We start from the raw sequence: 17,414 nt of genomic DNA, 5'->3' as shown, positions 1-17,414 counted from the left end.
TATCAGTAACCCAGCTTAATTTCATTGCTGGCCGGCAGCTCCAACGTGGCCCGCAGCTTCCAGTCTTTGGAGGCATCCGATACCACCAGTTGCCATTTGCCGCTTGGGGTTACAGGTAAGGTAGCGACATAGAGCAATTCGCCGCTGCGCTCGGCATCCAGCGCAAAGTCACGTTCTGCCAGCGTGGGATGATAAAAATCCAGATGTACAGTGCCGTCTAATACGGTATTTTCGGCAAAGCGCACGACGGCGCGATTGCCTGCAACCAGCACATGGGCGTCTAAATTACGCAGCGCCGCTTCACGATATTTAGCTAACTGCATATTAATGGCCCGGCCGGCTTTGTAGTAGTCATCGACCACCAGATCGGGTGAGTGCTGCTGCATAACCACTATGGTATGCACCGCTTTAATTGCTGTGACCACCGGAATAGCAATTAAGATCCATGGCCAAAGCTGTTTATACCAGGGTTTTGTATCTTGCTGCATCACTACCTCAAACACGAAAACGCATTAACCGCTATTGTATATAAATAAGCCCCGAAACGGGGCTTATTCTTTCGCTTAAACATCAGCTTATTGTGCTGCCGGCTCCGGATGCGCTAAGCGGTAAACATAGGCAGTCAGGATATGCACCTTATCTTCGCCCAGTGTTTGTTTAAACGCTGGCATCTGGCCATAACGGCCTTTAGTCAGGGTTTCTTCCACTGCAGCGGCAGAGCCGCCGTATAACCAGATGTTATCGGTCAGGTTGGGTGCGCCAAATGGCAGGTTATGCGCCAGGCTGCCTTTACCGTCTGCGCCGTGGCATGCGGCACACAAGGCAAATTTTGCTTTACCGGCTTCGGCTTCGCGGTCATTTACCGTGCGACCAGATAAACTCAGCACATAGGCCGTCATTTCTTTAATGCCTTGCTCGCCCAACGCGTCAAACCAACCTGGCATAGCGGCTTTACGGCCATATAGCAGGGTTTCTTTGATTTTATCCGGCGTACCGCCGTACAACCAGTCGTTGTCAGTCAGGTTAGGGAAGCCTTGCTGGCCGCGGGCGTCAGAGCCATGGCACAACGCGCAGTTTTGTAAAAATAAGCGCTGACCAATTTTAATGGCGTCATCATCATAAGCCAGATCTAACACGTCGCGCTTGGCAAACTGCTGAAACACGGGGCCGTACACTTCATCGGCTTTAAATACCTCCCGGTCCAGCTGCACGTTCAGCCCCTCTGCCTTGGCTTTTTCGACAGCCAGACGTGATTCTTCCAGTGACTTAACGCCCTGGTTAGAACTGGTCCAGCCTAAAAAGCCCTGCCAGTTCCCTAAACCAGGGTAGGCTGCCAGATAATATACTGACCATACCAGCGTCAGTACGAACATATAGGTCCACCAGCGCGGAAGTGGGTTGTTAATTTCTTCAATACCGTCCACTTCGTGGCCAGTGGTTGAGTCTTCCGGAACACCAACATGGTTAGTCAGGTTCCATTTCAGCAGTACAGCACAGCCGATAAGTACCGGCAGGGTTAACACTATGATCCAAGCACTCCAAAAGCTACTCATGATCGGACTCCTGTTTGGTTTTTTGTTGTGCTTTTTGTTCGTCGTCAAACACCAGGTTTGCTGCGTTGTCAAAGTCGGCTTTACGTTTCTTGCTATAAGCCCAGATAACAAAAGCGACAAAGGCGACAAACAAAATCACGGTAAAAATACTGTGTATCGTTGCGTATTCCATCGGCATTACTTCAGATGAGTGCCAAGTGATTGCAAGTAAGCAATCAAGGCCTGCATTTCAGTTTTGCCCTGTACAGCTTCCGCTGCACCGGCGATATCGTCTTCGGTATAAGGCACACCATAGCCTTGCAATACCGTCATTTTCTTCGCCGTGTGTTTACCGTCCAGCACATTTTTGTCCAACCACGGATAGGCTGGCATATTAGACTGCGGCACCACTGAGCGAGGGTCCATCAGGTGCGCATAATGCCAGTCATCGCTGTAGCGCTCGCCAACCCGGGCTAAATCTGGTCCGGTGCGTTTAGAGCCCCACAGGAAAGGGTGATCCCATACGCTTTCACCGGCTACTGAGTAGTGGCCATAGCGTTCTACTTCAGCGCGGAACGGACGCACCATCTGGCTGTGACAGCCAACGCAGCCTTCGCGAATATAGATATCACGGCCTTCCAGCTGCAGTGCAGTGTAAGGTTTCATGCCATCTACCGGTTGCGTGGTTTCATCCATAAACATCAATGGTGTAATTTGCACCAGGGTACCAAAGCTAATGGCAACAATCGTTAAAATACCCAGCAGGCCAACGCTTCTTTCAATTTTGTCATGATGATTCTTGTTCGACATAACTTACCTCTTACGCAGCTGCTGGCACGGGTTGTAATGATTCATCTTTTGCACGTACCGTTTTGTACACGTTGTACGCCATCAGCAACATACCGGCTACGACGAACACACCACCGATAAAGCGCATCAGATAGAACGGCATTGACGCCTCTAAGCTTTGCACAAAGCTATAGGTCAGCGTGCCGTCGGTGTTAACCGCGCGCCACATCATACCCTGAGTAATACCCGAGATCCACATCGCAACGATATACAGCACCACACCGATAGTGTGCAGCCAGAAGTGGGTGTTAATCAGCGAAATGCTGTACATCCGGCCCTGGTTGTATAACACCGGGATCAGGTGGTAAATGGCACCGATAGAAATCATCGCTACCCAGCCTAAAGCGCCAGAGTGAACGTGACCGATGGTCCAGTCAGTGTAGTGCGACAGCGCATTCACTGATTTGATTGCCATCATCGGGCCTTCAAAGGTCGACATACCGTAGAACGACAGCGATACAATCAGGAAGCGCAAGATAGGGTCGGTTTTAAGTTTATGCCAGGCACCAGACAGCGTCATAATACCGTTGATCATGCCGCCCCAGCTTGGCACAAACAGCACCACTGACATCACCATACCTAAAGACTGAGTCCAGTCAGGCAGGGCAGTGTAGTGTAAATGGTGTGGGCCAGCCCAGATATACAGCGCAATCAGCGCCCAAAAATGTACGATAGATAAGCGGTATGAATACACCGGACGACCCGCTTGTTTAGGTACAAAGTAGTACATCATACCCAGGAAGCCAGCCGTTAACAGAAAGCCTACCGCATTATGGCCGTACCACCATTGCACCATGGCATCTACGGCACCGGCGTAAATCGAGTAAGATTTAAACGCACTTACCGGTACAGCCATGCTGTTAACAATGTGCAACGCGGCCACGGTCAGGATAAAGCCACCTAAAAACCAGTTGGCAACATAAATATGGCTGGTTTTACGTTTGACTAAAGTACCAAAGAAGACAATGGCATAAGAAACCCAGACCAGGGTAATTAAAATATCAATTGGCCATTCCAGCTCGGCATATTCTTTACTGCTGGTTAAACCCATTGGCAGCGTAATTACCGCAGCAACGATAACGGCTTGCCAACCCCAGAAGGTAAACATTGCCAGTTTTTCAGCGAACAAACGCACCTGACAGGTACGCTGGACGATGTAGTAGCTGGTGGCAAATAAGGCACTGGTACCAAAAGCGAAAATTACCGCATTGGTATGTAAAGGACGAAGGCGACTATAGGTCAACCATGGCGTTTCAAAGTTTAACGCTGGCCAGTATAACTGGGCCGCAATTAACACGCCCACCGCCATGCCTATAATCCCCCAGAAAACGGTGGTTAAGGCAAAGAGGCGGACAACGCTATAGTTGTAGTCAACATTTAACGAATTGGTCTGGCTCATGTTGAGTTCCGCTGCAGTTTTTGCTGGTTACTGACACTGGCTGTTTGCGCAGCCATTCTTGTTATAGGTAGATAAAACACCCGATGTAAGCAATATTTTGTCTACCAATTTGGGGCTGCATCTTAAGGGTTTTACCCCTGAAAAGATAGGTAAAACAGCCCGTTTTATGATTTAGAACAAAGTCATTGCTCACTAAATAACCAAGTGTAGCCGTTGTTTGAAGCTTTTCATAAAAACCAAGTACAATAAGGCTCTTTTCTGTTTTAAGCCGCTACGTATGCCACTTTTTTATCTGTTGTTCGTTGTGTTATTCAGCCTTGGAGGGTGTCAGCCAGCAGCGGTCGCACCGCCTGCCAGCCTTACGCTGCTGAAGGATAACAACATTATGTTACAACTGAGCCCGGCGTCGGCCCCGGTTGAAACCCCGCTGCAGTTACAGCTAAGCGCAATTGGCTTAGCGAAAGTCAGCGCCGAGCTGACAGGCGTATCAATGTATATGGGCCGGGTGCCGCTACGGTTCACACAGCAGGGTGAAGTATGGCAGGCTGAGTTTTTGCTCGGTGCGTGTAGCGATCCGAAAATGCAATGGCAACTGCAGCTTGAACTGGAGTTTGTTGACGGAGAAAAACGCACGGTAAAACAACAGTTTTATTCGAGCTGGCGTTAAAGCTTATTTTTTGCTTGAGGTTTGCTTAAAAAGTAGCCACTATCGGGCGGTGAAATTAAGGTGGAGCAAAGCAGATGACCAGTGAGTTTGTACGTAATATTCATCTGGCGACAGCGCAACGCATGAAAGAGCAGGGTGTTGATCTCTATGGCATAGTTGAACACTTTGAGAATGTGTTCATGCCAATGGATGAAGTGCCACAACTGCTGGGGCAGCTCGGCTACCCGCAGCAGGATTTAAAGCAGTTTTTAAAAGGTAACGAGTTTTAAACTGCCTTAAGCTGTTGTTGCAACGATAACGTAGCACTGTCGGTATGCAGTCTGGCGCTTTCAACACAGACAAAACGCTGGTAGCCGTCTGGCGTCAGATCTGCCGTGCGGCTGCTTTTTTCTTGCCAGGGGTTCCATACTATTGTTGCATCATGCCCGGCCTGGTGTATCGCTACAGCACCGGTTTGCGCATCCAGTCGTAACTGGGCGGCACTATTAGAGTAGATGCGATCTACCTCAGTGCAAACGCCTGTACTTAGCTGTGGTTCAACCGCCGTTTTAGCTGACACTTTATCCTGATATTGCGCCGGCAGCGGGCGGATCAATACCGAGCCTATGTCACCAATGTTAAAATAGCTGTGTAATGCGCCCTGCTGAGGCATCGGGCTGTTGCAACTTAGCTGTACACTCAGGCTATCGCTTAAATTAACCGCCAGTTTTACCAGCACAGTGCCACGGTAGTGCGGCACATCATTAAGTTCCAACTGCAGGCAGACACTGACGCCGTTCGGGCTGCTATGTTGCTGGGCCAGTTGCCATAAACGATTTCGCACCAGTCCGTGATTAGGTAAAGCCTTATTATCCGGGTTAAACGGCGTAGATGCAGGGCCAAACCAGGGCCAGCAAATTGGTATGCCGCCCCGAATAGCCTGGCCATTATGCCAGCCGGCTTTGGGGGATAACCACAGCACCTCACGCTCAGCGCTGGGCTTATAAGATAACAGCTGAGCGCCGTACAATGAGATAACTGCAGTGGCCGCACCATATTGCAGGCTAATACAGGGCAGGTCGGTTAAATGGGCAAAGCCGGTGAGTTGATTAATTGCCGTTTTCAATGTGTTGTGCTCCGGGCGATAACTCTGATCTCGATAACTGTGGAGCAGGTGTTCTTTCGTAACAGCGGCATGGATGCCGCGCAGGCTGAGACAGCACAGGGATGTGCTGTTGAAGGCGGTGAAGAAAGAATTTCCTGCTCTGCAGTGTTACAGCCAAAGTATGCTAAAACAAAACAGCCAGCATAAAGCTGGCTGTTTCAGGTTGCAATGGCTTAAACGTGCTTCATAAGCTCGACAGTGTTGTCCAGCATGCGGTTACTAAAGCCCCATTCGTTGTCGTACCAGCTCATCACTTTTACCAAACGCCCATTAACGCGGGTCTCGGTGGCATCAAAAATAGACGATTTCGGGTTGTGGTTAAAGTCGACGGATACCAGTGGCAAATCGTTTACTGCCAACACATCTGCCATGACATCCGAGCCGGCGGCTTTGCGGATAATGTCGTTTATTTCATCAATAGAAGTGTTACGGCCAGCAATAAAGGTTAAATCGACCAGAGATACGTTCAGCGTAGGTACGCGTACTGCCAGGCCATCAAATTTACCCATCAGCTCAGGTACCACTAGACCAACCGCGGCAGCTGCGCCGGTTTTGGTCGGGATCATCGACATTGCAGCGGCACGGGCGCGGCGCACGTCGGTGTGATATACATCACTTAAACGCTGGTCATTGGTATAAGCATGAATAGTGGTCATCAGGCCAGACTCAATACCCAACACATCATTAAGCGGTTTGGCAATTGGTGCCAGGCAGTTAGTGGTGCAAGACGCGTTAGAAATAATGTTCATCTGTCCGGTTAAGATCTGATGGTTTACGCCGTAAACAATAGTCGCATCAACATCTTTAGCCGGTGCCGAAATAATCACTTTTTTCGCGCCGGCGTCCAAATGCGCGCCAGCCGATTTGCGGTCGGTAAACAGGCCGGTACATTCCAATACCACATCAATTTTCAGCTGCTGCCAGGGCAAGTTTGCCGGATTACGCTCGCTCAGGGTGATAATTTCATCCTGGTTAACAAAAATGGCTTTGTCACTGTGTTCAACATTCGCCGCAAAGATACCATGCGCCGTATCGTACTTTAACAGGTGGGCGTTAATGGCAGCATCGCCCAAATCGTTAATAGCAACGACCTGAATATCGTAGTTTTTACTGCTTTCATATAAAGCCCGCAACACATTACGGCCGATACGGCCAAAACCGTTAATTGCAACGCGAATTGTCATAGTTACCCCGTTAAAATTGTTGTATTGAAGCTGCACCAAGATATATGTAGTAAAATTACATTATTCGCCGGCTTTTTCAAGTCAAAAACGGCATAAAACCACTTTTAATGTAATTAAATGACATAAATGAACAATGACATTAGCGCCAATGCCGCCTAGAATGGGCGTTAGCCAACTGACAAGACTAAGGATTTCCGATGGACGCCAGCTTAAGGGCCGAATTGATCGCATTTTGTGGCATAGAAACTGAATTTAATGATGCCTGGGGCAAGCCCGGCCATGTCAGTGAACAACATCAATTGCAGTTGCTGGCAGCACAGGGGTTCGATATTAACGATGATGAAAGCGCCAGGCGGCAGTTACTGCAACGGCAACTGGAGTACTGGCAACAGCTGTTGCCGACGGTGTCGGTACAAGATGCGGCCCAACCGCAACATTTGCTGTTACAGGTGCCTCTGGCGCAGGCGAATACTACGCTGGCACTGACACTTATCAGCGAAGATGGCACAGCGCAGCAGTTTAATCTGACCCCGGTAGACGGCGAGCTGGTGCAGGTGGTACAGCTTGATGAGGTTGAATATCATCAGTATCAGCATCCGCTGCCGGTGCATTTAGCCGCCGGTTATCATCAGCTGCAACTGGCCGATGGCAGTTGTAGTCAGCGGCTTATTATTACACCGGGTCGCTGTTATCAGCCTGACGCTTTTAGTCAAAAAAAGCAGTGGGGGGTAGCGCTACAGCTTTATGCTCTGCGTTCAGCACGCAATTGGGGCATTGGCGATTTTACTGATCTTAGCCATACACTGCGTTATTTAGCGGCAGTGGGCGCCGATTTTGTCGGCTTAAACCCTATTCATGCGCTTTATCCGGCGATGCCAGACAGTGCCAGCCCCTACAGTCCGTCCTCCAGACGCTGGCTGAATATCAGTTATATTGATGTAACCGCCATGCCAGGGTTTAACGATTGCAGCCGCACACAAAGTTTGGTGAACGCGCCGGCTTTTATGCAGCAACTGGCAGCGCAGCGCTCGAAAGACTATGTTGATTACAGCGGTGTGATGCAGTTAAAGCTGCCGGTAATGAGAAGCCTGTACCAATGGTTTACTGAACAACGCAGCGGTGGGGCGCTAAATAAAGCGTTTAAGGAATTTAAGCAGCAAGGTGGTGACAGTCTGCAACAGCTGGCGCTGTATGACGCCTTGCATATGCATTTGTCTCAGCAGGACCAAAGGCATTGGGGCTGGCCGGTGTGGCCAGACGAGTACCGTGATCCGGCATCGACAGCAGTAAAGCAGTTTGCGAAGCAGCATAAAGCAGAGCTGGATTTTTACTGTTATCTGCAGTTTATTGCCCAGCAACAGTTAGCCAGTGCACAGCAGGTGGCAAAGGATGAGGGAATGTTACTTGGCTTGTATCGCGATCTGGCGGTTGGCGTAAGTGAAGCGTCAACGGAAATTTGGGCTAACCCCGACTTATACTGCCGCGATGCCAGCATAGGTGCGCCGCCGGACCCACTGGGCCCGGCCGGTCAGAATTGGGGCTTGCCACCTATGTATCCGTATCAACTGTACAAACAAGCTTATCAGCCGTTTATTGAGCTGTTGCGCGCCAATATGCAAGATGCCGGCGCGCTGCGGATTGACCATGTAATGGCGTTATTGCGGCTGTGGTGGGTGCCGAAAACGGCTGAAAATGCTGCGGGTGGCGGCTATGTGTATTACCCGATTTTGGATTTACTCGGTATTTTAGCACTAGAAAGCCAACGCCAGCAGGCGGTGATTATCGGTGAAGATTTAGGCACCGTGCCCGATGGCATTCGCGAGCTGTTAAGCGACTACGGAGTGTATTCGTACCGGGTGTTCTTTTTTGAAACCGCGGCTGATGGTGGTTATATCTCACCTGCACATTACCCAATGCAGGCAATGGCAACGCTGACAACACACGATTTGCCTACGTTAATCGGTTTTTGGCATTGCGAAGATTTACGTCTGGGCCAAACGCTTGGTTTATATAAAGACGATGCCCAGTTGCAGCAGCTGTATCAGCAGCGTCATCGCAACAAACAACGTATTCTGGATTCGTTGCACGGCCACCAGGTGCTGCCGGGCGAGTATAGCCGAAGTGCAGAGCATCTTGGCATGGACCGCACACTGAATTTTGCCATGCAACGTCATCTGGCTGCTGGGCAGAGCCAGTTACTGTGTTTACAACTGGAAGATGCGTTGGAAATGAGTCAGCCGGTGAATATTCCCGGCACCAGCGACGAGTACCCTAACTGGCGGCGCAAGCTTAGCCAGCCGCTGGAGCAGTGGAGTCAGGATCCGGTGATAAAGCAGCTATTTACTGATATTAGTCAGCAGCGCAGCAAGGCGGCCGGATGATTGGCGCAATACGCCATCGCCAAACAGGCTGATGCTGATACAGACTGACGCCAAGGCTTGACGTCTGAGATAACGTACAACGATGACACAGTAGTACATAACCTAAAGGGACACATAATGAGTTTAGCGCTATTGCAACAGGTACAGTGTGCCGAACCATTTTCAGTATTAGGCTGGCAACCATTAAAGCCAGACAGCACAGTGGGGTTAGTGCTGCGGGTGTATTTGCCCCATGCCACTGCAGTAAGCGCGGTAGCCGCGAAAACCGGCAAAACGCTCGGCGAGCTTAACGCCAATACGGATTTCCCCGGCGTATTTGAGCTGGTATTACCGAAAAAACGCAAAGCAGAAGCCTATATCCTTAACGTCACGGCGGGCAGTTATCAGTACCCGTTGCTGGACCCTTATCAGTTTACGGATGAAGCCTATTATGCGGTGCACTATGTGGCCAATCAGCCAGAAAACCTGTATCGGCAGCTGGGGGCGCAGTTAATCGCCGTTGAGCATGGCGGCAACACGATAAATGCTACCCGGTTTGCGGTTTATGCACCCAATGCCAGCAGCGTCAGTGTCATCGGTGATATGAACAGCTGGGATGGACGGGTACACCCAATGCAGCGCACCCACTGTGGTCACTGGGTGTTGGTGATACCCCAAGTGGCTGCAGGCGTGCGCTATAAATATGAAATTAAAGATAAAAATGGTCATTTATTGCCGCATAAAGCCGATCCGATGGCGTTTTATGCTGAACAGTATCCGTCGCATGCCTCTTTAGTATATGACCACAACCACTACCAGTGGCAGGATAGCGCCTGGCGTAATCGCCCGGTAGCCGATCCGCTTAGCAGCCCGATGAGCATTTATGAGCTACAAGCTGGCAGCTGGCGGCGCAGCGCGGATAATCAGCCACTCAGTTACCGTGCTCTGGCAGATGAGCTTATTCCTTATGTGCTGGACATGGGCTATACCCATATTGAATTACTGCCGGTAATGGAACACCCGTTTGATGGCTCCTGGGGCTATCAACCACTGGGGTTGTTTGCACCAACCTCGCGCTTTGGCAACCCGGACGACTTTAAATACTTTGTTGATGCCTGCCACCAGGCCGGTATTGGCGTTATTCTGGATTGGGTACCGGCGCACTTTCCGGAAGACGGTCACGGCTTAGCCCGCTTTGATGGCTCGCATTTATACGAGTACGAAGATCCGCGCCGTGGCTGGCACCCGGACTGGAATTCCTGCATTTATGACTATGGTAAAGACTATGTACGCCAGTTTCTGGTGGCCAGTGCGCTGTATTGGCTGGAGCATTTTCATATTGACGGCTTGCGTGTAGATGCGGTGGCGTCAATGTTGTACTGGGATTATTCACGTAACGAAGGCGAGTGGATCCCCAATGTTGATGGTGGCAACCATAACTATGAAGCCATCAGCTTTTTCCGCTGGTTTAATACCGAGGTGTACGCTAAGTTTCCAAATGCTATGACCATCGCCGAAGAGTCGACGTCTTTTCCGATGGTGTCACGGCCGGTAGATATGGGCGGCCTGGGTTTTGGCTTCAAATGGAATATGGGCTGGATGAACGACAGCTTGCGTTATATCAGCAAAGACCCGGCTTACCGGCGTTATCATCATAACGATCTGACGTTTTCGATGGTGTATGCTTACAACGAAAACTTTATTTTGCCGCTGTCACACGATGAAGTGGTGCATGGCAAAGGCAGCTTGCTGAATAAAATGCCCGGCGATGAATGGCAGCAAGCGGCCAATTTGCGTGCTTATTATGCGTTTATGTTTGCCCATCCGGGTAAAAAACTGAATTTTATGGGCAATGAGTTTGCTCAGGGCCGTGAGTGGAGCCATATGCAAAGCCTGGACTGGCATTTGCTTGATTATGACAAACACCGTGGCATGCAACAGTTATTACGTGATTTAAACCATACCTACCGGCGCTGTGCACCGTTATATCAGCTGGATTACGCCCAGGACGGCTTTCGCTGGCTTGACCATCAGGATGCGGATAACAGCACCCTGAGCTTTTTGCGCCGCGACGCCAACGGGGATGCCATTTATGTGGTGTGTAACTTTACGCCGTTACCGCGCAATAATTTTTTACTCGGCGTAGAGCACAGTGGAGAGTATGAGGTTATTCTGAACACTGACAGTGAATACTACTGGGGCAGTAATTATGCCGTTGGCGGGCCACTTCACAGCATTAGCGGCCAGTATCACGGGTTGGCGCAGCACCTTTGTTTGCAGCTGCCACCGTTGGCGACCTTGTATTTACGTAAAAAACGCCAGGCAGCTTAATGCCTGCCACCTGATATAACAGAGAAGTGTCAGACGATGAGCTACCATATCCCCCTATTAACGATGTCGGTGGGTAGCGCTGCACCACTGGGCGCAACGTGTTTGCGCTCTGAGCCGGTGGCAGACAGCGTGGAGCAGGTATGGAACTTTGCCGTATTTGCACCCGACGCCAGCGCGCTAACCTTATGTCTGTATCAGCCGGATACCGAAGAACTGCTCGGTGAGCTGGCGTTTTCAGGCCGTACCGGTGATATCTGGCACTTGCAGGTATCAGGTATTGCTGAGGGAAGTTTGTATGCGTTAAAAGCGAGTGGGCCAGATAAGCCGGAGCACGGCCTGATGTTTGACGCTGAGCGCATTCTGCTTGACCCCTACGTAAAGCAATTAAACCGCAGCTTAGGCTTTAATGCGCGGCTTTATGCCGCTAAAAGCCATTATATGCTGGCCAAAGGTGTACTCAGGCAAAGCGAATTTGACTGGCAGGGTGTAACCAAACCGCAAGTGCCGCGGGAAAAAACCGTGATCTACGAAGCCCATGTTAAAGGCATGACGATGCTGCACCCGGATGTGCCGGAAGCATTACGCGGCACCTATCTGGGCTTGTGCCATCCGGCTGTGATTAAGCACTTGCAGCAACTTGGCATTACCAGTCTACAATTGCTGCCGGTGGCGGCGTTTATGGCGGAGCCCAGGTTAACTAAACTGCAGTTGACCAATTACTGGGGCTATAACCCGGTGAGTTTTTTTGCCCCTGAGCCACGTTATCAGCTGCAGGATGCCGTTACCGAGTTTAAAACCCTGGTTCGCACTTATCATCAGGCTGGCATCGAGGTAATTTTAGATGTGGTATTTAACCACACCGCCGAAGCTGGCGAGGACGGGCCCTTGCTTAGCTTTCGCGGCCTGGCCAATAAACACTATTATCTGTTTGAAAGCCACGCTGACATTACCGATTTTAGCCAGGCCAGTAATTATACCGGTTGCGGTAATACGCTGAATCTGGCAAATCCTATGGTGCAAAAACTGGTGATGGATGCGCTGCGTTACTGGCTAACCGAGATGCAGGTAGACGGTTTTCGCTTCGATTTAGCCACCACGCTGGCACGCGAGCACAAGCGCTTTAACCCTTATGCCGCGTTTTTTCAAATCATCGCCCAGGATCCGGTGTTGTCTCAAGCCAAATTAATCGCCGAACCCTGGGATGTTGGCCCTATGGGCTATCAGCTGGGCCAATTTCCTGCACACTGGTCAGAGCTAAATGATAAATGCCGTGATACTTTTCGCGCGTTCTGGCGTGGCGATAAAGGCGTGCTGCCGGAATTTACCACCCGGTTGCTCGGCTCGCGCGACATTTTTCAGAAACACCATAAACCGGCATGCTGCAGTGTTAACTATTTAACTTATCATGATGGCTTTACCTTGCACGACCTGGTCAGCTACCAGGACAAACATAACTGGCTTAACGGCGAGGAAAACCGCGACGGCCATGGCCATAATTTAAGCTGCAATCATGGTGTGGAAGGGCCAACAAAAGACGCTATCGTGCTGGCAAACCGCTATTTGCACAAACGTAATCTGGTCGCAACACTGCTGCTTAGTCAGGGCATGATCCATTGGCTTGGCGGTGATGAACTAAGCCACAGCCAGCGTGGTAATAACAATGCCTACTGCCAGGACAACGACATTAGCTGGCTGGACTGGCATCTGGACAGCGATGAAGAGGATTTTCTTAACTTTGTCCGCCAGATGCTGATGCTGCGGCGTAAATACAGCTGTCTGCAGCAATTGTCTTTGTTAGATGACAACTATCAGCTACACGGTGATAAACATCAGATAAGCTGGTTTTTGCCCGATGGCAGTGAAAAGCAACAGCATGACTGGCACGACCCTGAACGTGCGGCTTGTATTTTTCAGATCCGTAATAAAGCCAGCAAAGCCAGCTTACTGTTTGTGTTTAATGCCGGCGCGCATGCCCTGGACCTTTCCTTGCCGCAACGCGCCTGGCAGCCGTTATTCGATACCAGTGTGGCCAAAGGTATGTTGAAACACCAGACAAAGCCACTGGCGCAATATCTGCAAAATCCGCACAGTATCTCGGTCTGGTTGTAGGTTTATCGGTTTCGTTTCAGTATAATGCGCGCCGTTCAGACGCGTCACCGTACAGGCGGCGCGTATCAGTGAAAAATAATGAAGGAATGTCAGATGACAGACACAGCTGCACTTTGCGATATCGGTTTTGTTGGCGCCGGTGTAATGGGCAAAAACCTTATTCTGAACCTGGCTGATAATGGCTATCGCGTTGCCGCCTTTGACCTGGACCACCAAAAGCTGGAAGCTGTGCTGGCGCAGGATAAAGCCGAGCGTGGCGACAAACCCGCCCGCGTTATCGCCTGCAGCTCTTACACAGAATTACTGTCGCGTTTATCTGCACCGCATTTAATCGTATTGTCGGTACCAGCCGGTAAACCGGTCGATGATGTCTGTCATAAACTTATTGATGCCGGTATTCAGGCTGATGACATTATTGTCGACACCGGCAACAGCCTGTGGACAGATACCGTTGCAAGGGAAAAAGACTACGAAGGTAAGTTTATCTTCTTTTCTACCGCCGTGTCAGGTGGCGAAGTAGGGGCCCGTTTTGGCCCGTCATTGATGCCAAGCGGCGACCCTTATGCCTGGACCCGGATTAAACCGCTATGGCAGGCTATTGCCGCTAAAGTGGATCCGGTCAGTGGCAAGCCCATTGAGCGTTTTGAGCCCGGTAACCCGGTAACAGAAGGCGAACCCTGCGCTACCTACATTGGCCCGAGCGGCTCTGGCCACTACGTAAAAATGGTGCACAACGGCATCGAGTACGCTGATATGCAGCTGATATGTGAAGCCTATCAGGTGATGCGTGATATTTTGGGCATGCCGGCAGCAGAAATTGCCGAGGTGTTCAAAGGCTGGAATGAAGGCAAACTGCACAGTTATTTAATTGGCATCAGTGCCGATGTCCTCGCCACTAAAGACTCTGAAACTGGCTTGCCACTGGTGGATGTGATTATGGACAAAGCCGGTCAGAAGGGCACCGGTTTATGGACCGCAGTCAGCAGCCTGCAACTGGGCAGCCCGTCGCCGACTATTGCAGAGGCGGTGTACGCCCGTTCGTTGTCGGCGTTAAAGCATGAGCGGGTTAAAGCCGCCACGGTATTGGCGGGTCCGGCGCAAAATTTAATTTCTGCCGAGCAAAAACAAGACATTATTCAGGCACTGCATGACGCCTTGTACTGCGCCAAGATCTGCGTGTATGCGCAGGGCTTCCACCTAATGAAAACCGCTGCGGACGAGCATGGCTGGCAGCTGAACTTTGCTGAAATTGCTAAGATCTGGCGGGCAGGTTGTATTATCCGCGCGGTGTTTTTGCAGTCTATCACCGAGGCTTACGAGCGTAATGACGAGCTGGAAAACCTGCTGCTGGACCCTTTTTTTGCGAAACAAATTTCGGTATATCAACAAAACTGGCGCAAAGCCGTGGCCAACGCCACTTTAGCCGGTATTCCGGTAGCCGCGCTAAGCAGTGCGCTTAGCTATTACGACTCTTACCGCACCGCCGTGTTGCCGGCTAACCTGCTGCAAGGCCAGCGCGATTATTTCGGCGCCCACACCTTTGAGCGCACTGATAAAGCCAAAGGCAAGATGTTCCACGTCGACTGGAGTAACCCGCAGCGGCCAATGGTGAAAATAAAATGAGCTCACAGAATAATATCCAACACATAGGTACCCCAGGCACCGCCAGTAGTACTAAGGTGCTGTTATTAGGCGCCGGCGAGCTGGGCAAAGAGCTGTGCATTGAACTTAAACGCTACGGCTGTGAAGTTATCGCCGTAGACCGTTACCCGAATGCGCCGGCGATGCAGGTGGCAGACAAAGCGGTCGTGATGTCGATGCTGGATAACGCTGCACTGCGCCAGTTGGTAATAAGTGAAAAACCGGCGTTAATCGTACCTGAGCTTGAAGCCATAGCCACTTCAGTGCTGATTGAGCTGGAAGACTGCGGTTTTAATGTGGTACCCAGCGCTAAGGCGGTAAACCTGACGATGAACCGCGAAGGTATTCGGCGCCTGGCGGCAGAACAGCTAAAACTAGCCACCTCGCCATTTCAGTTTGCCAGCGATAAAGACAGTTTTATTGCTGCAGTAAACGCTATTGGTTACCCTTGCGTAGTAAAACCGATAATGTCGTCCAGCGGCAAAGGCCAAAGCGTGCTGCGTTCAGACGCTGATTTGGATGCCGCCTGGTTATATGCGCAGGAAGGTGGCCGTGCCGGTAAGGGCAGGGTAATCGTGGAAGGTTTTATTGACTTTGATTACGAAATTACGCTATTGACGGTAAATTCGCTGTCTGGCATTCAATATTGTGCACCAATAGGCCACCGCCAGGAGAAAGGCGATTACCGTGAAAGCTGGCAGCCGCAGGCGATGAGCGATAAAGCCTTTGAAACCGCAAAACACTACGCCAAAGCCGTTGTTGAAGCCTTAGGCGGCCGCGGTTTATTCGGCGTAGAGCTGTTTATTAAAGGTGACGAGGTGTATTTCTCTGAGGTATCACCACGGCCACACGATACCGGCATGGTCACGCTGATATCGCAGCAGCTAAGCGAATTTGCCTTACATGCCCGCGCTATTTTAGGCCTGCCAATACCACAGATTAAGCAATACGGCCCGGCCGCCTCGGCGGTGTTGTTAGTGCCCGGCCACAGTGCGGATATTCAGTACCAGGGTTTGGCAGCAGCGTTAACTGAGCCGGATACCGAGCTGCGTATTTTTGGCAAACCCGAGGTTCAGGGCGAGCGGCGTATGGGTGTTGCTCTGGCACTGAGCGACAGCGTTGAGGCGGCCACACAGAAGGCGCTAAACGTCATTAGTAAGTTAACAGTGACGCTTAATTAGCGGTATTGAAGAAAAGCCACCTGCGGGTGGTTTTTTAATGTCTGGCATTGTAAATAAGTTGTTCACTTTGCTAATAAAGTCCTCTAGCATTATCGACTGCTAGCTCATTACGAACCTAAGATAAGGAATGTTGAACATGGTGCACCAGGTCGCTTCGTCGTCAAATACTAAATAAAGGAGCTATTTTGAAATTTATCCTCTTCGCCTGCGTGGCAATCTGTTTTAACCTGTCTGCGGCCCACAGCCAGTTTATTAAGGTTAATGAATTTGAACTGGAATATGAAATTGCCGGTAACGGCGAGCATACCGTATTGCTGGAAGCGGGCGGCGGCTCGCCGATGACGGATTGGGATCCAGTGTTTAGCCGGATCACACAGCAGGCGACAGTTATTCGTTACTCCCGTGTTGGCAACGGCAAATCAACGCAAATAAAACGCCATTTTACTTCACGCGATTATGCCGACTACGCCAGCGCGCTGCTGGAAAAACTTAATATCACCACGCCGGTGATTTATGTTGCGCACTCGTACGGCGGCAGTGTAGCGCGGGATTTCGCCGCCGCTTATCCGGATAAAGTTAAAGCGTTATTGCTGCTGGACCCATCAAGCGAGCATGACGTTGACATACTTCGCGCCATTGACCTTGAGCAAGCTAATAAAGAAATTGCAGCGATAAAGCTTGATGATATGAAAAACGGCATGTCGAACCAATACTTGGACTTTTGGAGTAAGAGGCCGTTGCCGGACTATCCGCAAATTAAGGACATGCCGGTAACGGTCATTGCCTCGGTTAAAACCATGGATAACCCGCCAAACTTATTTTTTACCGATAAAGGCCGTGAACTCTGGGGCGTACACTGGCAAAGCTGGGCGGGAGCTTTTCCACAAGGGCGCACGGTACTAACCGATAAAAGCGGCCATTTTGTCCAGTTTGACCAGCCGGATCTCGTACTGGCTGAACTGACACGGCTGCTAGCGATACTGCGAACTAACTGAGCTAAAACGTTACCGCCGGGAG

At 50.6% G+C, this 17,414-nt stretch carries 15 protein-coding genes; 8 read left to right on the top strand and 7 right to left on the bottom strand.

All coding sequences use genetic code 11. From position 1 onward, the window contains the following. Positions 1–2: 2 nt before the first annotated feature. The 5 genes from EYB30_RS14495 to ccoN all read right to left on the bottom strand — a co-directional run bounded on the left by EYB30_RS14495 (position 3) and on the right by ccoN (position 3,780). Complete coding sequence (locus EYB30_RS14495) at positions 3–488, bottom strand: FixH family protein (RefSeq protein WP_166839618.1); 486 nt, start codon at positions 486–488, stop codon at positions 3–5. Between the two features lie 87 nt (positions 489–575). After that, entirely contained in the window at positions 576–1,553 is a 978-nt protein-coding gene (gene ccoP / locus EYB30_RS14490; protein ID WP_166839617.1) for a cytochrome-c oxidase, cbb3-type subunit III, read from the bottom strand. Beyond that, a complete protein-coding gene (locus EYB30_RS14485) occupies positions 1,546–1,725 on the bottom strand; it encodes a cbb3-type cytochrome oxidase subunit 3 (protein WP_166839616.1) in 180 nt (59 codons plus the stop codon). Before EYB30_RS14485 ends, ccoP begins: the two co-directional genes overlap by 8 nt. Positions 1,726–1,730: 5 nt before the next feature. Then, positions 1,731–2,342 carry a cytochrome-c oxidase, cbb3-type subunit II gene (gene ccoO / locus EYB30_RS14480; RefSeq protein ID WP_166839615.1) on the bottom strand — a complete coding sequence of 204 codons (612 nt, stop codon included), beginning with the start codon at positions 2,340–2,342 and terminating at the stop codon, positions 1,731–1,733. Between the two features lie 10 nt (positions 2,343–2,352). Continuing rightward, positions 2,353–3,780 (bottom strand): cytochrome-c oxidase, cbb3-type subunit I, encoded by a 1,428-nt coding sequence (ccoN, locus tag EYB30_RS14475; protein ID WP_166839614.1) that lies wholly within the window; start codon positions 3,778–3,780, stop codon positions 2,353–2,355. A gap of 385 nt (positions 3,781–4,165) precedes the next feature. Between ccoN and EYB30_RS14470 the strand changes: the two genes are divergently transcribed. Beyond that, positions 4,166–4,447 (top strand): hypothetical protein, encoded by a 282-nt coding sequence (locus tag EYB30_RS14470; protein WP_166839613.1) that lies wholly within the window; start codon positions 4,166–4,168, stop codon positions 4,445–4,447. Between the two features lie 74 nt (positions 4,448–4,521). After that, entirely contained in the window at positions 4,522–4,716 is a 195-nt protein-coding gene (locus tag EYB30_RS14465) for a hypothetical protein (protein WP_166839612.1), read from the top strand. On the opposite strand, the gene EYB30_RS14460 is transcribed toward EYB30_RS14465, so the two are convergent. Both EYB30_RS14460 and gap read right to left on the bottom strand, forming a co-directional pair. After that, positions 4,713–5,552 (bottom strand): D-hexose-6-phosphate mutarotase, encoded by an 840-nt coding sequence (locus EYB30_RS14460; protein WP_166839611.1) that lies wholly within the window; start codon positions 5,550–5,552, stop codon positions 4,713–4,715. The two genes, EYB30_RS14465 and EYB30_RS14460, sit on opposite strands and share 4 nt — an antisense overlap. A gap of 212 nt (positions 5,553–5,764) precedes the next feature. After that, positions 5,765–6,775 carry a type I glyceraldehyde-3-phosphate dehydrogenase gene (gene gap, locus EYB30_RS14455; RefSeq protein ID WP_166839610.1) on the bottom strand — a complete coding sequence of 337 codons (1,011 nt, stop codon included), beginning with the start codon at positions 6,773–6,775 and terminating at the stop codon, positions 5,765–5,767. 197 nt (positions 6,776–6,972) lie between these two features. Between gap and malQ the strand changes: the two genes are divergently transcribed. The 6 genes from malQ to EYB30_RS14425 all read left to right on the top strand — a co-directional run bounded on the left by malQ (position 6,973) and on the right by EYB30_RS14425 (position 17,392). After that, positions 6,973–9,156 carry a 4-alpha-glucanotransferase gene (gene malQ, locus EYB30_RS14450; RefSeq protein WP_166839609.1) on the top strand — a complete coding sequence of 728 codons (2,184 nt, stop codon included), beginning with the start codon at positions 6,973–6,975 and terminating at the stop codon, positions 9,154–9,156. Positions 9,157–9,273: 117 nt separating this feature from the next. Further along, positions 9,274–11,466 (top strand): 1,4-alpha-glucan branching protein GlgB, encoded by a 2,193-nt coding sequence (gene glgB / locus EYB30_RS14445; protein ID WP_166839608.1) that lies wholly within the window; start codon positions 9,274–9,276, stop codon positions 11,464–11,466. 36 nt (positions 11,467–11,502) lie between these two features. Continuing rightward, positions 11,503–13,575 (top strand): glycogen debranching protein GlgX, encoded by a 2,073-nt coding sequence (gene glgX / locus EYB30_RS14440; protein WP_166839607.1) that lies wholly within the window; start codon positions 11,503–11,505, stop codon positions 13,573–13,575. A 93-nt stretch (positions 13,576–13,668) separates the two neighbouring features. Beyond that, positions 13,669–15,198: an NADP-dependent phosphogluconate dehydrogenase gene (gndA, locus tag EYB30_RS14435; RefSeq protein ID WP_166839606.1), complete on the top strand. Its 1,530-nt coding sequence runs from the start codon at positions 13,669–13,671 to the stop codon at positions 15,196–15,198. Further along, positions 15,195–16,397 (top strand): formate-dependent phosphoribosylglycinamide formyltransferase, encoded by a 1,203-nt coding sequence (gene purT / locus EYB30_RS14430; RefSeq protein ID WP_206674653.1) that lies wholly within the window; start codon positions 15,195–15,197, stop codon positions 16,395–16,397. The genes gndA and purT overlap by 4 nt, the downstream gene beginning before the upstream one ends. Before the next feature lie 185 nt (positions 16,398–16,582). Then, complete coding sequence (locus EYB30_RS14425; RefSeq protein ID WP_166839605.1) at positions 16,583–17,392, top strand: alpha/beta fold hydrolase; 810 nt, start codon at positions 16,583–16,585, stop codon at positions 17,390–17,392. Positions 17,393–17,414: the final 22 nt, after the last annotated feature.

Source organism: Rheinheimera pleomorphica, assembly GCF_011634895.1.
GTDB classification, from domain to species: Bacteria; Pseudomonadota; Gammaproteobacteria; order Enterobacterales; family Alteromonadaceae; genus Alishewanella; species Alishewanella pleomorphica.
The sequence above is the reverse complement of the archived record's forward strand: the minus strand, read 5'-3'. Positions and strand labels throughout refer to the sequence as shown.

Bases quoted from the DNA above. Each gene is read 5' to 3' on its own strand.
- EYB30_RS14495 (WP_166839618.1), bottom strand. From the start codon at position 488: ATGCAGCAAGATACAAAACCCTGGTATAAACAGCTTTGGCCATGGATC.
- ccoP (WP_166839617.1), bottom strand. From the start codon at position 1,553: ATGAGTAGCTTTTGGAGTGCTTGGATCATAGTGTTAACCCTGCCGGTA.
- EYB30_RS14485 (WP_166839616.1), bottom strand. From the start codon at position 1,725: ATGGAATACGCAACGATACACAGTATTTTTACCGTGATTTTGTTTGTC.
- ccoO (WP_166839615.1), bottom strand. From the start codon at position 2,342: ATGTCGAACAAGAATCATCATGACAAAATTGAAAGAAGCGTTGGCCTG.
- ccoN (WP_166839614.1), bottom strand. From the start codon at position 3,780: ATGAGCCAGACCAATTCGTTAAATGTTGACTACAACTATAGCGTTGTC.
- EYB30_RS14470 (WP_166839613.1), top strand. From the start codon at position 4,166: ATGTTACAACTGAGCCCGGCGTCGGCCCCGGTTGAAACCCCGCTGCAG.
- EYB30_RS14465 (WP_166839612.1), top strand. From the start codon at position 4,522: ATGACCAGTGAGTTTGTACGTAATATTCATCTGGCGACAGCGCAACGC.
- gap (WP_166839610.1), bottom strand. From the start codon at position 6,775: ATGACAATTCGCGTTGCAATTAACGGTTTTGGCCGTATCGGCCGTAAT.
- malQ (WP_166839609.1), top strand. From the start codon at position 6,973: ATGGACGCCAGCTTAAGGGCCGAATTGATCGCATTTTGTGGCATAGAA.
- glgB (WP_166839608.1), top strand. From the start codon at position 9,274: ATGAGTTTAGCGCTATTGCAACAGGTACAGTGTGCCGAACCATTTTCA.
- glgX (WP_166839607.1), top strand. From the start codon at position 11,503: ATGAGCTACCATATCCCCCTATTAACGATGTCGGTGGGTAGCGCTGCA.
- gndA (WP_166839606.1), top strand. From the start codon at position 13,669: ATGACAGACACAGCTGCACTTTGCGATATCGGTTTTGTTGGCGCCGGT.
- purT (WP_206674653.1), top strand. From the start codon at position 15,195: ATGAGCTCACAGAATAATATCCAACACATAGGTACCCCAGGCACCGCC.